Below are 13,279 nucleotides of genomic sequence, written 5' to 3' on the forward strand. Positions count from 1 at the left end.
CGGGCGGCGGGCCGCGTGGCAGTCTGTACCTGTGAGTCGCCTTCCTCTTCGCCTGGCCCTGATCGACGCAACCGCGCAACTCGACGAGGCCGGGGTGCGTAGCTCCCGTGCGGACGCCGAACTGCTCGCGGCACACCTGCTGGGGGTGGAGCGGACCCGGCTCGGGCTCGTCCCGCTCGTCGACGAGTCGGTGATCGACGCCTACAAGAAGATGGTCGACCAGCGGGCCAAGCGGATTCCGTTGCAGTACATCCTCGGTACGGCCGCCATGGGAGACATCGACATCGAGGTCGGCCCCGGCGTTTTCGTGCCGCGCCCGGAGACGGAACTGCTGCTCGGGTGGGCGCTCGCATTCCTCGGAAGCTGCGATCAGCATCCGCCGGTGGTCCTGGACCTGTGCACCGGGTCGGGCGCGCTCGCGCTGGCGATCGCCAACGCCCGCCCCGACGCCGTCGTACACGCCGTCGAACTGGAACCGCATGCGCTCGCGTGGGCCCGGCGCAACGCCGACGCCCGCGAACAGGCAGGTGACGCGCCGATCCGGCTGTACCAGGGCGACGTGACCGATCGGACGCTGCTCGCCGGGCTCGAGGGCGGGGTCGACCTGATCGTCGCGAATCCGCCGTACATCCCGGAGGGTGTGGAACTCGAACCCGAGGTGGCCGACCACGATCCGCACAGCGCGCTGTTCGCCGGACCGGACGGTCTGTCCGTCATCAAGCCGATGATCTCGAACGTCGCGCGCTGGCTGCGCATCGGGGGAGCGGTCGGAATCGAGCACGACGACTCGAACGGCTCCGACGTGGCGGCACTGTTCGCGTCCCGCCGGGTGTTCGGCGAGGTCGCGGAGCATCCGGACCTGGCGGGGAAGCCGCGCTTCGTCGTGGCCCGGCGCGTCGCAACGGATATCGAGGCGCAGCGTGCAGGGGCCGACGCCGAGGGTGAAAGAATGAACCGGTGAGTACCGTTTACGACTGTGGCCTTCCCGATTCACGCTCCGCCGGACTGAGTGCGGCCAAGAATGCGCTGAAAGCCGGGCGTCTCGTCGTGCTCCCCACGGACACGCTGTACGGAATCGGTGCGGACGCATTCGACGGCGAGGCCGTCGCCGCCCTCCTGCGGGCCAAGGGTCGCGGGCGGGACATGCCGGTGCCCGTGCTCGTCGGCTCGTGGAACACGATCGACGGCCTGGTGTACAGCGTGCGCCCGCAGGCGCGCGACCTCATCCGGGCGTTCTGGCCCGGCGGGCTGAGTCTCGTTGTGGAGCAAGCGCCTTCGCTGGCATGGGATCTCGGCGACACCCGGGGCACAGTCATGCTGCGCATGCCGCTGCACCCGGTCGCCCTCGAACTGCTGCGTGAGGTCGGACCGCTCGCGGTGTCGAGCGCGAACGTCTCCGGGCGGCCGCCCGCCACGACGGTGGAGGAAGCCCGCGAGCAACTCGGCGGATCGGCGAGCGTGTACCTCGACGGCGGCCGGGCGGAACAGGGGCAGGCATCGACCATCGTCGACCTCACCGGCGCCACCCCGCGGATCCTGCGTGCAGGCGCGGTGCCCACCGGCGATGTCGCCGACGTGCTCGGAGTGACGGCGGAGAGTCTGTCCGCCCAGTGAGTGCTGCCGACTCGGCCGGCGTGGTGCTGGCCCAAGCAGGTGGGGGCGGCGCGGGTGTCCCGCTGCGCGAACTCCTGCTCGTCCTCTTCACGGCCGCGGTGGTGACCTACCTCGCCACCGGAGCCGTGCGGCTGTTCGCACTGCGGTTCGGGGCAGTGGCGGTGCCGCGGGACCGGGACGTCCACGTCACCCCGACGCCCCGCCTCGGCGGGGTCGGCATGTATCTCGGCATGCTCGTCGCGTTGTTGTTCGCGCAGCAGCTACCCGCGCTCACCAGGGGATTCGAGTTCACCTCCGACATTCCCGCGGCCCTGGTGTCGGGGTTTGTGATCGTGCTGGTGGGGGTGGTCGACGACCGCTGGGGCCTGGACGCGCTCACGAAGTTCGTCGGCCAGGTCACCGCGGCCGGGATCCTCGTCGTGATGGGGGTGAGCTGGTTCATCGTCTACATGCCGTTCGGGGACGGCAGCACGGTCATCCTCGACCAGCTGCAGGCCGGTCTCGTCACCGTGGGTGTCGCGGTGGTGATGGTGAACGCCATGAACTTCGTCGACGGCCTCGACGGCCTCGCCGCGGGCCTCGGCCTGATCTCGTCGCTCGCGATCTGCGTGTTCTCGGTGGGACTTCTGCACGATCAGGGCGGCGACGTCAGCGCCTATCCGCCCGCCCTGATCGCCGCCGCCCTGGCAGGTGCGTGTCTCGGTTTCCTTCCGCACAACTTCCAGCCCGCCAAGATCTTCATGGGCGACTCCGGCTCCATGCTGATCGGACTGATGCTGGCGGCCATCTCCACCAGCGCGTCCGGTCGCATTCCGTTGACCGCGTACGGCACCCGCGACCTGCTCGGTCTGCTCTCGCCGCTGCTGTTGGTCGGTGCCGTCATGTTCATTCCGATCCTCGACCTGTTGCTGGCCGTGGTCCGGCGAACCCGCGCCGGGGTGAGCCCGTTCAGCCCCGACAAGATGCACCTCCACCACCGGCTCCTGCAGATCGGGCACTCGCACCGCCGCGTCGTGCTGCTCATCTACTTGTGGGTCGGTGTGCTGGCGTTCGGTGCGGTCGGTTCGGCCCTGTTCGACCGTCGCGTCGTCGTGCTCCTGGTTGCGGGAGGCCTGGTCTTCGCGCTGGTCGTGACGGCTGTCCCGTCGATTCGCGGACAGCAGCACGATCGTCGGGGCTGACGGGAGGGTTGCCGCGGCCCGGCGAGGATCCACTACCCTTGGCGACCGTGACGTTCACCCCTGCCTCCGCCCCTGATCACACCGCGTCGTTGCGGGCTGCCGTCCGCTACGGAGTTCTCGGTCTGATCGTGCTGGCAGTGGTCGGTTCGATCGTCGCTTTTCTCGTCGCGGGTAAGCCGGGCCTGTACGGGGCCCTTCTCGGTGCGGCCGTCGGGGGAGGATTCATCCTCTGCACCGCACTCGGTGTGCTGTTCACCGCGAAGCTTCCGGCGCTGACGGCGGGAGCGGTACTGCTCGGTACGTGGTTGCTGAAGATGATCCTCGCGATCACGGTCCTCGCGATCCTCAAACCGCTCGACTTCTACGACAAGACGGCATTGGTGCTGGTCATGGTGCTTTCGCTGGTCATCGTGCTGGGAGCGGAAACGTTCGGAGTGCTCGGTACCAAAGCGCCGTACGTCGAACCCACGCCCTCGGACGACGCCGGCTCGCCCGATTCGGACGATAAGTAGTACTACGAGATGTAGTAAAATTGAATCGACCCCGACCCCGTCTACACAACGTCGTAGATGACTTGCTAAGGTCTGGGTCAAGCGAGAGCAATGAGGGTGCGAGTCAGTTACTCGCCGGTATTGCATGCTTGTAGGTGGCCGCACTTCCAGGGCCGCCGAGTCGACGAGAGTCGCCGACACCGACAGACGCTGGACTCGAACAGTCCGCAGCAGCTGACGAATACGCGAGTCGAGCTTGTCGACTTGTTTGATCGTCAATGTCCGATCGAACCGCAGTCAACGAAGGCTGCGGACCGACTACGGGAGAGAACGCTGAGCGTCATCAACGTGGCCGCGGAAGAATTCCACGCGCCTTCCCTGAACGACTTCTTCCCGCCCGCGGTCCTGTTCGAAGGGACTCCGTTCGAACTCGACCGCCTGATGCTGGTTCGCATCCTGCTGTCCGCGCTGATGATGCTCTTCTTCGTCATCGCGATGCGCAGCCCGAAGCTGATTCCGCGCGGTGTCCAGAACATCGGCGAGATCGCGCTCGACTTCGTCCGGATCAACATCGCGGAAGAGATTCTCGGCAAGGAGCAGGGCAAGCGCTTCCTGCCGGTCATCACCACCATCTTCTTCCTGGTGCTCGCCAGCAACCTCGGCAGCATCATCCCCTTCATCAACATCTCGCCGAACGCGCGTATCGGCATGCCGCTCGTGCTCGCCTCCCTGGCGTACATCGTGTTCAACTACGTCGGCATCAAGAAGTACGGCTTCTTCAAGTACGTGAAGAGCAGCATCGTCGTCCCGGGTGTGCCGCTTCCGCTGCACTTCCTGCTCGTGCCGATCGAGTTCATCTCGACGTTCGTCCTCCGGCCGTTCACGCTCATGGTTCGTCTCATGGCCAACATGCTGGCCGGCCACATTCTGCTGGTGCTGTTCTTCAGCGCCACCCAGTACTTCTTCTTCGTCTCCGGTGGGTTCCAGGCCGTGTTCGGTGTGGCCTCGCTTGCCGCCGGCATTGCATTCACCTTCTTCGAACTGCTGGTGATCTTCCTGCAGGCCTACGTTTTCGCGCTGCTGACGTCGGTGTACATCGATCTGGCACTGCACGCGGATTCGCACTGAGAACCACAAGCTTCACGACCAGCTACACCAAGAACTGAGCCTCGCCGAACACGGTGGAGGTCAACAGAAAGGGAACGAAACACCATGAGCCTCGCGTACCTGGCACAGGAAGCGGTCGAGACCACCACCACGGCGAAGGGCTTCGGAGCCATCGGCTACGGCCTCGCCGCGATCGGCCCCGGCATCGGCGTGGGTATCGTCGTCGGTAAGGCAATCGAGGGCATGGTTCGCCAGCCCGAGATGGCCGGACAGGTTCGTACCACGATGTTCCTCGGTATCGCCTTCACCGAAGCCCTCGCGCTGATCGGCCTCGTCGCCGGCTTCATTTTCTAAGACCGTCATGGCAGCCAACATCGCATTGCTCGCGGCAGAGGAAGAGAGTCACAACCCTCTCCTCCCCGCGACGTATGACATCGTTTGGTCGATCGTCTGCCTGGTCATCGTTGGTTTCGTCTTCTGGAAGTACGTCCTTCCGATGTTCCAGAAGGTCCTTGCCGAGCGAACCGAGCAGATCGACGGCGGCATCAAGCGGGCCGAAGAGGCCCAGGCCGAAGCGAAGGCGGCGCTCGAGCAGTACCGCGCTCAGCTGGCCGAAGCTCGCACCGAAGCTGCGCAGATCCGTGAGGACGCGCGCACCCAGGGGCAGCAGATCATCGCCGAAATGAAGGCACAGGCTCAGGAAGAAAGCGACCGCATCGTGGCCGCCGGCAACAACCAGTTGGTTGCCCAGCGTCAGCAGATCGTCGCCGAACTGCGCGCCGATCTCGGCCGCACCGCGGTCGACCTCGCTGAGAAGCTCATCGGTGAGTCCCTCGCCGACGACGTCAAGCGGGCCGGCACGGTCGATCGATTCCTGAACGAGCTCGACTCCATCGGCGCAAATTCCGCAGCAGGGAAGTGAGCACCATGTACGCAGCGAGCCGTGAGGCCTTGACGCAGACCCGTGCTGCGTTGTCTTCGGCCTTGGGATCCGTCTCTGCCGGAGCAGCCACAGCGGCCGCGGCCCAGATCGGGGCCGAGCTGTTCTCGGTCGTCGAGATCCTGGACGAGCAGCGCACTCTCCGGAGTGCCCTGTCGGACACCTCGACGACCGGGAGCGTTCGCGAAGGTCTGGCCCAGCAGGTGTTCGGCGGCAAGGTCTCGGCCGAGACCCTCGCCGTCCTGAAGGCGGCGGTGGGCCAGGACTGGTCCGCCACCTCCGACCTGCTCAACTCGCTGGTGCTCCTCGGTCGGGAATCGCTGCTGAAGGCAGCGGCCGATCAGGGACAGCTCGACGCGGTCGAGGACGAGCTCTTCCGTCTCGGCCGCATCGTTGCCGGTGACCCGAAGCTCGAGCAGTCACTGTCCGACCGTTCCGTACCGGCGAAGGGCAAGCGTGACCTGCTCTCCAAGCTGCTGTACGGCAAGGTCACCGCGGTCTCCGAGGCATTGGCGACCCAGGCAGTGGGCCGGTTGAAGAACTCCGCACCCGCGGACGCCTTCGACGAACTGTCGAATCTGGCAGCAGCACAGCGGAAGGCCGTTGTCGCCAAGGTGCGCAGCGCTGCTCCGCTGTCCAGTGAGCAGTCGGATCGGCTGACCGCCACCCTCACCCGTACCTACGGGAAGCCGGTGACGGTTCACGTGGAGGTCGATCCTGAGCTCCTCAGCGGCTTGGTCGTCCGGGTGGGCGACGAGGTGATCGACGGCAGCGGAGCGGGACGTCTCGCAGCGTTGCGGAAGTCCCTCAAGTAGTCCGCAACCGAACCCCATACCCCAGATCTTTTCGAAGACCAGACACCGAGAGCAGGAAAAACATGGCGGAGCTGACGATCTCCTCCGACGAGATCCGTAGCGCGATCGAGAACTACACCGCGAGCTACTCCCCGGAGGCCTCCCGCGAAGAGGTCGGCGTCGTGACCGACACCAGCGACGGCATCGCGCACGTCAGTGGCCTGCCTTCGGCGATGGCCAACGAACTGCTGGAGTTCCCCGGCGGAATTCTGGGCGTCGCGCTCAACCTGGATGCCACCGAGATCGGTGCCGTCATCCTGGGCGATTACGAGAACATCCAGGAAGGCCAGGAAGTCAAGCGGACCGGCGACGTGCTGTCGGTACCCGTCGGCGACGCCTTCCTCGGCCGCGTCATCAACCCGCTCGGCCAGCCGATCGACGGCCTGGGCGAGATCGCGAGCGACGAGACCCGCGCCCTCGAGCTGCAGGCTGCCTCGGTGCTCGAGCGTCAGCCCGTCGAGGAGCCGCTGCAGACCGGCATCAAGGCCATCGACGCGATGACCCCGATCGGCCGCGGACAGCGTCAGCTCGTCATCGGCGACCGTAAGACGGGCAAGACCGCCGTCTGCATCGACGCGATCCTGAACCAGAAGGCCAACTGGGAGACCGGCGACGAGAAGCAGCAGGTTCGCTGCATCTACGTCGCGATCGGCCAGAAGGGTTCCACCATCGCGGGCGTCAAGGCTGCCCTCGAGGAGCAGGGCGCGATGGAGTACACCACCATCGTCGCTGCCCCGGCCTCCGATTCCGCCGGTTTCAAGTGGCTCGCCCCCTACACCGGCTCCGCCATCGGTCAGCACTGGATGTACCAGGGCAAGCACGTCCTGGTCGTGTTCGACGACCTGACCAAGCAGGCCGAGGCGTACCGCGCCATCTCGCTGCTGCTGCGTCGCCCGCCGGGACGTGAGGCATACCCCGGTGACGTCTTCTACCTGCACTCCCGCCTGCTGGAGCGTTCGGCCAAGCTGTCCGACGCCCTGGGCGGAGGCTCGCTGACCGCGCTGCCGATCATCGAGACCAAGGCCAACGACGTCTCGGCCTACATCCCGACCAACGTCATCTCCATCACCGACGGTCAGGTGTTCCTCGAGTCGGACCTGTTCAACAAGGGTGTCCGTCCCGCCATCAACGTCGGCATCTCGGTGTCCCGTGTCGGTGGCGCCGCGCAGACCAAGGGCATGAAGAAGGTTTCCGGCTCGCTGCGTCTGGAGCTGGCCCAGTTCCGTGAGCTCGAGGCGTTCTCCGCCTTCGCCTCCGACCTGGACGCCGCCTCGAAGGCACAGCTCGAGCGTGGTGCCCGCCTGGTGGAGCTGCTCAAGCAGGATCAGTACAGCCCGATCCCCGTCGAGGACCAGATCGTGTCGATCTACCTCGCCGGTGAAGGTGTCTTCGACAGCGTGCCCGTCGGCGACGTCCGTCGCTTCGAGGCCGAACTGCTCGACGAGCTGCACCGCACCGCCTCCGGCGTGTACGAGAGCATCAAGGGCGGCAAGGCCCTCGACGCCGACAACGCCAAGGCGCTGGTCGAGGCCACCGACAAGTTCAAGGAAACGTTCCTCGCGTCCGACGGAAGCCGGGTCGTGAACGAGGCCGAGGCTGAGGCTCTGGACGCCGGCGAGGTCGGCCACGAGCAGATCAACGTCAAGCGCACCACCGTCAGCAAGTGAGCGGCCTGCCCATGATGCTGCGAAACATGAAGGGAGAGTGATCGATCGATGGCAAGCATTCTCGAACTGAGGTCTCGCATCAAGTCGGTCAACTCGACCAAGAAGATCACCAAGGCCCAGGAACTGATCGCGACCTCGCGGATCACGAAGGCACAGTCGCGCGTCGCCGCGGCGAAGCCGTACGCCGAGGAGATCACGAAGGTTCTCTCGGAGCTGGCGAGCGCGTCTGCTTCGCTGGACCACCCGTTGCTCAACGAGCGCACCGATCCCAAGCGTGCCGCGGTCCTGGTCGTCACCAGTGACCGCGGTATGTGCGGCGGATACAACTCCAACGTCCTCAAGGAGGCCGAGGAGCTGTTCCAGCTGCTGCGCAGCGAGGGCAAGGATCCGGTCATCTACGTGCTCGGATCCAAGGGTCTGGGCTACTACACGTTCCGTGATCGTGATCTGGGAGGTGCGTGGACCGGGTTCTCCCAGGATCCGGGCTACTCCGACGCTGCCAAGGCGAGCCGGCACCTGGTCGACCTGTTCATGGCCGGATCCGGCTCCGAGGTTCCCGCGCCGAACGGTGAGGGCACCATCGAAGGCGTCGACGAGCTGCACATCGTCTACACCCGCTTCGTGTCGATGCTGACCCAGTCTCCCGAGGTTCGCCGGATGGCTCCCCTCGAGGTGATGGTCTCCGAGGAGCATGTCGAACTCGGCGAAGACATACTGACGAACGGTCACGGGTCCAGCAACTCGGAACCGGTCGCCGGATACAACTTCGAGCCGGAACCCGACAAGCTACTCGGTGCCCTGCTGCCGAAGTACATCAGCACCCGCATCTACTCCTCGCTGCTGGATGCTGCGGCGTCGGAGTCGGCTGCCCGTCGTACCGCCATGAAGGCCGCGACGGACAACGCAAACGAACTGGTGAACACGTTGAGCCGTCAGGCAAACCAGGCTCGCCAGGCCCAGATCACCCAGGAAATCAGCGAGATCGTCGGCGGCGCGAATGCGCTCGCCTCGAGCGCAGGAAGTGACTAAGCAATGACCGCAGCAGTAACCGAAAACAACGGGGCAGGCTCGGGTTCGTCCGTCGCCGGCCGCGTCGTGCGGGTCATCGGTCCCGTCGTGGACGTTGAATTCCCGCGTGGCGCCATTCCTGAACTGTTCAACGCCCTGCACGCCGAGATCACGCTCCCCTCGGTCGCCAAGACGCTGACCCTCGAGGTCGCACAGCACCTCGGCGACAACCTGGTGCGCACCGTCTCGATGCAGCCCACCGACGGTCTGATCCGCGGCACCTCGGTGTCCGACACGGGCAAGCCGATCTCGGTTCCCGTCGGCGACGTCGTCAAGGGCCACGTCTTCAATGCGCTGGGCGACTGCCTCGACGCTCCCGGTACGGGTCGCGACGGCGAGCAGTGGGGCATCCACCGCAAGCCACCGGCCTTCGACCAGCTCGAGGGCAAGACGGAGATCCTCGAGACCGGCATCAAGGTCATCGACCTCCTCACCCCGTACGTCAAGGGTGGAAAGATCGGTCTGTTCGGTGGTGCCGGTGTCGGCAAGACCGTTCTGATCCAGGAAATGATCACCCGTATCGCCCGCGAGTTCTCCGGAACCTCGGTGTTCGCAGGCGTCGGTGAGCGCACCCGTGAGGGCACCGACCTTCACCTCGAGATGGAAGAGATGGGCGTCCTCCAGGACACCGCCCTTGTCTTCGGCCAGATGGACGAGCCGCCGGGAACGCGTATGCGCGTCGCCCTGTCCGCGCTGACCATGGCGGAGTACTTCCGCGATGTCCAGGGCCAGGACGTGCTGCTGTTCATCGACAACATCTTCCGTTTCACCCAGGCCGGTTCCGAGGTGTCGACCCTGCTCGGTCGTATGCCTTCCGCCGTGGGTTACCAGCCGACCCTGGCTGACGAGATGGGTGAGTTGCAGGAGCGGATCACCTCGACGCGAGGCCGCTCCATCACCTCGCTGCAGGCGATCTACGTGCCCGCCGACGACTACACCGACCCGGCGCCGGCCACGACGTTCGCGCACCTCGATGCCACCACCGAGCTGTCGCGTCCGATCTCGCAGATGGGTATCTACCCCGCTGTGGACCCGCTGACCTCCACCTCCCGCATCCTGGAGCCCGGCATCGTCGGTGCCGAGCACTTCCGGGTCGCCAACGAGGTCAAGCGCATCCTGCAGAAGTACAAGGAACTGCAGGACATCATCGCCATCCTCGGTATGGACGAGCTGCAGGAAGAGGACAAGGTGCTCGTCGGCCGTGCCCGTCGTCTGCAGAAGTTCCTCGGCCAGAACTTCATCGTCGCCGAGAAGTTCACCGGTGAGCCCGGCTCCGTGGTGCCGCTCCGCGACACCATCGAGGCGTTCGACCGCATCTGCAAGGGCGAGTTCGATCACCTGCCCGAGCAGGCGTTCAACAGCTGTGGTGGACTCGACGACGTCGAGGCTGCAGCCAAGAAGATCGCCGGGAAGTAGTCGACGATGGCTGAGATGACCGTGGAACTCGTCGCCGTGGAGCGACGGTTGTGGTCTGGTTCGGCGACTCTCGTCAGCGCACAGACGACCGAGGGCGAGATCGGTGTCATGCCCGGGCATGAGCCGGTTCTCGGACAGCTGGTCGAGGGCGGAGTGGTTGCGATCACGACGGCCGACGGTGAGCGTATCGTCGCTGCTGTGCACGGCGGATTCCTGTCCGTGACCGCGAAGACAGTCACGATCCTCGCCGAGTCAGCCGACTTGGCCGAGGACATCGATGTGGAAGCGGCCAAGGCCGTGCTCGCAGAGAGTGGAGATGACCTCGAGGCGATTGCTGTCGCCAAGGGTCGGGTCCGCGCTGTCGAGCGCGCCTAGGCTGCACGAGAAAGACCGCGACGGAGCCGACGAACAGTGACAATCGGAATGACTGTGTTGATCATTCTGGTTGTGCTGCTCGCGGCCTTCGTCGCGGTCTTTCTGTATCGGCTTGCAGTACTGCGCCGCGGGGGCACCGCGGCGATCCTCCGGGTGACGCCTGCCCCGGGAGACACCGGGTGGCGCCACGGCGTCATCCGCTACGGCGAGGGCTCCCTCGTCTTCTTCAAACTGTCGAGTTTGCGACCCGGCCCCGATTCGCGTATCGAGCGCCAGGGCATCGAGGTCGCAGGTCGTCGCAGCCCCGAGGGCTCCGAGTTCGACATCATGTCCGAGGAGATCATCATCCTGGCGGTCAAGGACCGCGGGAGCTCGTACGAGATCGCACTGGACGGGGGAGCGTTGACCGCGTTCCTGTCCTGGGTCGAATCGCGACCGTCCGGCCGATCGGTTCGCGGTCGCCGACTCTGATCAGGACTTCCCGGCGCCCGGCTTCCAGAGCACGTCGCCCTCGGGGTTCGCGAGCCTGCTGACGATGAACAGCAGATCCGACAGCCGGTTGAGGTATTTCGCCGGAAGAGCGTTGGTGGTCTCCGGGTTGGTGTCGACGGCCGCCCACGCGGACCGTTCGGCGCGACGGGTCACTGTCCGCGCCACGTGCAGCAGAGCGCCCAGCGCCGTCCCGCCCGGGAGAATGAAGGAGTTCAGCGGCTCCAGGCGTTCGTTCAGTTCGTCGCACCAGCCTTCGAGACGATCGATGTATTCGCCGGTGATGCGCAGCGGCGGGTATTTCGGTTCCGCCTCCACCGGGGTCGAGAGGTCGGCGCCGGCATCGAACAGGTCGTTCTGGATCTGCCGCAGGATCGACCGGATCCCCTCCGGCGGGTCGCCCAGCGCGACCGCAACCCCGATCGAGGCGTTCGCCTCATCGCAGTCCGCGTACGCGATCAGCCGCGGATCGTTCTTCGACACACGGGAGAAATCGCTGAGTCCGGTGGTCCCGTCGTCGCCGGTCCGGGTATAGATCTTGGTGAGGTGTACGGCCATAGCGTTACGGTACCGGCCTCCGGTGCCGGCATCCCTGGCTCTAGGCTGTGTTCTGTGAGCGAACGCTTCCTTGTCACCGGCGGTAACCGCCTCGTAGGTGAAGTGTCTGTCGGGGGCGCGAAGAACAGCGTTCTCAAGCTGATGGCGGCAGCGCTGTTGGCTGAGGGCACCACAACTGTCACCAATTGTCCGGACATCCTGGATGTTCCTTTGATGGCCGACGTCCTGCGCGGCCTCGGCTGCGAGGTGGACCTCGACGATTCCGTCGTCCGGATCACGACACCCGCCGAACCCAAACATCACGCCGATTTCGCGGCGGTACGACAGTTCCGCGCGTCGGTGTGTGTGCTCGGACCGCTCGTCGCGCGGTGCCGTCGCGCCGTGGTCGCGCTGCCCGGCGGCGACGCCATCGGTTCGCGGCCCCTCGACATGCATCAGTCGGGGCTGCGGTTGCTGGGTGCGCACAGCACGATCGAGCACGGCTGCGTTGTCGCGCAGGCCGAGGACCTGCACGGTGCGAACATCCGGCTCGCGTTCCCATCGGTGGGGGCGACCGAGAACATCCTGATGGCCGCGGTCCTCGCCAAGGGCGAGACGGTGATCGACAACGCGGCTCGCGAACCCGAGATCGTCGACCTGTGCAACATGCTGATCCAGATGGGCGCGAAGATCCGGGGTGCCGGCACATCCACGCTGACCATCCAGGGCGTCCCCAAGCTCGAGCCGACAACGCACCGCGTCATCGGCGACCGGATCGTCGCGGCGACGTGGGGGATCGCGGCGTCGATGACGCGCGGTGACGTGCGCGTGCGCGGGGTCAACCCGAAGCACCTCGGCCTGGTGCTCGACAAGCTGCGGGTGGCCGGCGCCGAGGTCACAGCGGAGGCCGACGGATTCCGGGTGGTCCAGGAAGCGCGGCCGACGGCCGTCAACTTCGCGACGCTGCCCTATCCGGGATTCCCCACCGACCTGCAGCCGATGGCCATCGGCCTCGCGGCGGTCGCGGAGGGAACATCGATGATCACGGAGAACGTCTTCGAGGCGCGGTTCCGGTTCGTCGAAGAGATGATCCGGTTGGGCGCCGACGCGCGAACGGACGGTCACCACGCAGTGATCCGGGGAATCGCGCAGCTGTCGAGTGCGCCGGTGTGGTCGTCGGATATCCGGGCAGGAGCCGGCCTCGTCCTGGCGGGTCTCGTCGCCGACGGGGTGACCGAAGTGCACGACGTCTTCCACATCGACCGCGGCTATCCCCGCTTCGTCGAGATCCTGCAGGAGCTCGGTGGCCGCATCGAACGAGTGGACGCGGATCCGGGTTCTGCACGGTGAGTCCGGCGTCACAGCGACCGGTATGAGCGGCGAGGCCCCGGATCCGAAGGGGCGCACCGGCTCCGACCAGCGGAATCTTGCAACGACGAACACCGTGACCTGGCGATTTGGCAAGCAGTTTCCCTTCGCGTAACTTATTCCAGGTCAGAGCGACACGGACACCGACCCCGGCCGGAAGGCGGGGGACACG

15 protein-coding genes are annotated in these 13,279 nt (G+C 65.9%); 14 read left to right on the top strand and 1 reads right to left on the bottom strand.

Annotation, left to right across the window (positions count from 1 at the left end; all coding sequences use genetic code 11):
- Nucleotides 1-31 precede the first annotated feature (31 nt).
- From prmC to P3H15_RS34880, 13 genes are all read left to right on the top strand, one after another.
- Complete coding sequence (gene prmC, locus P3H15_RS34820) at nucleotides 32-961, top strand: peptide chain release factor N(5)-glutamine methyltransferase (protein ID WP_072946115.1); 930 nt, start codon at nucleotides 32-34, stop codon at nucleotides 959-961.
- Nucleotides 958-1,614 (top strand): L-threonylcarbamoyladenylate synthase, encoded by a 657-nt coding sequence (locus P3H15_RS34825; protein ID WP_276141419.1) that lies wholly within the window; start codon nucleotides 958-960, stop codon nucleotides 1,612-1,614. Before prmC ends, P3H15_RS34825 begins: the two co-directional genes overlap by 4 nt.
- Nucleotides 1,611-2,795 carry a glycosyltransferase family 4 protein gene (locus P3H15_RS34830; protein WP_276141420.1) on the top strand — a complete coding sequence of 395 codons (1,185 nt, stop codon included), beginning with the start codon at nucleotides 1,611-1,613 and terminating at the stop codon, nucleotides 2,793-2,795. Before P3H15_RS34825 ends, P3H15_RS34830 begins: the two co-directional genes overlap by 4 nt.
- Nucleotides 2,796-2,833: 38 nt before the next feature.
- The gene (locus tag P3H15_RS34835) at nucleotides 2,834-3,307 is read left to right on the top strand and encodes a hypothetical protein (protein ID WP_072946122.1); all 474 of its coding nucleotides are present in this window, start codon (nucleotides 2,834-2,836) and stop codon (nucleotides 3,305-3,307) included.
- Between the two features lie 312 nt (nucleotides 3,308-3,619).
- Nucleotides 3,620-4,414: a F0F1 ATP synthase subunit A gene (atpB, locus tag P3H15_RS34840; protein WP_276141427.1), complete on the top strand. Its 795-nt coding sequence runs from the start codon at nucleotides 3,620-3,622 to the stop codon at nucleotides 4,412-4,414.
- Between the two features lie 84 nt (nucleotides 4,415-4,498).
- The gene (locus P3H15_RS34845; RefSeq protein WP_012688412.1) at nucleotides 4,499-4,747 is read left to right on the top strand and encodes an ATP synthase F0 subunit C; all 249 of its coding nucleotides are present in this window, start codon (nucleotides 4,499-4,501) and stop codon (nucleotides 4,745-4,747) included.
- A 7-nt stretch (nucleotides 4,748-4,754) separates the two neighbouring features.
- The gene (locus tag P3H15_RS34850; RefSeq protein WP_095865710.1) at nucleotides 4,755-5,315 is read left to right on the top strand and encodes a F0F1 ATP synthase subunit B; all 561 of its coding nucleotides are present in this window, start codon (nucleotides 4,755-4,757) and stop codon (nucleotides 5,313-5,315) included.
- A gap of 5 nt (nucleotides 5,316-5,320) precedes the next feature.
- A complete protein-coding gene (locus tag P3H15_RS34855) occupies nucleotides 5,321-6,148 on the top strand; it encodes a F0F1 ATP synthase subunit delta (RefSeq protein ID WP_276141421.1) in 828 nt (275 codons plus the stop codon).
- Between the two features lie 62 nt (nucleotides 6,149-6,210).
- Nucleotides 6,211-7,854 carry a F0F1 ATP synthase subunit alpha gene (gene atpA, locus P3H15_RS34860; protein WP_012688409.1) on the top strand — a complete coding sequence of 548 codons (1,644 nt, stop codon included), beginning with the start codon at nucleotides 6,211-6,213 and terminating at the stop codon, nucleotides 7,852-7,854.
- 48 nt (nucleotides 7,855-7,902) lie between these two features.
- The gene (locus tag P3H15_RS34865) at nucleotides 7,903-8,883 is read left to right on the top strand and encodes a F0F1 ATP synthase subunit gamma (RefSeq protein ID WP_276141422.1); all 981 of its coding nucleotides are present in this window, start codon (nucleotides 7,903-7,905) and stop codon (nucleotides 8,881-8,883) included.
- A gap of 3 nt (nucleotides 8,884-8,886) precedes the next feature.
- Nucleotides 8,887-10,338 (top strand): F0F1 ATP synthase subunit beta, encoded by a 1,452-nt coding sequence (gene atpD / locus P3H15_RS34870; protein ID WP_005252960.1) that lies wholly within the window; start codon nucleotides 8,887-8,889, stop codon nucleotides 10,336-10,338.
- A gap of 6 nt (nucleotides 10,339-10,344) precedes the next feature.
- On the top strand, nucleotides 10,345-10,713 hold the full coding sequence (locus P3H15_RS34875) for a F0F1 ATP synthase subunit epsilon (protein ID WP_007300053.1): 369 nt from the start codon (nucleotides 10,345-10,347) through the stop codon (nucleotides 10,711-10,713).
- 48 nt (nucleotides 10,714-10,761) lie between these two features.
- The gene (locus P3H15_RS34880; protein WP_276141424.1) at nucleotides 10,762-11,184 is read left to right on the top strand and encodes a DUF2550 domain-containing protein; all 423 of its coding nucleotides are present in this window, start codon (nucleotides 10,762-10,764) and stop codon (nucleotides 11,182-11,184) included.
- On the opposite strand, the gene P3H15_RS34885 is transcribed toward P3H15_RS34880, so the two are convergent.
- A complete protein-coding gene (locus P3H15_RS34885; protein ID WP_276141425.1) occupies nucleotides 11,185-11,760 on the bottom strand; it encodes a cob(I)yrinic acid a,c-diamide adenosyltransferase in 576 nt (191 codons plus the stop codon). It abuts the gene before it with no gap.
- 54 nt (nucleotides 11,761-11,814) lie between these two features.
- Between P3H15_RS34885 and murA the strand changes: the two genes are divergently transcribed.
- Complete coding sequence (murA, locus tag P3H15_RS34890; RefSeq protein ID WP_276141426.1) at nucleotides 11,815-13,089, top strand: UDP-N-acetylglucosamine 1-carboxyvinyltransferase; 1,275 nt, start codon at nucleotides 11,815-11,817, stop codon at nucleotides 13,087-13,089.
- Nucleotides 13,090-13,279 lie beyond the last annotated feature (190 nt).

This window comes from Rhodococcus sp. T2V (assembly GCF_029269925.1).
Lineage (GTDB): Bacteria > Actinomycetota > Actinomycetes > Mycobacteriales > Mycobacteriaceae > Rhodococcus_F > Rhodococcus_F koreensis.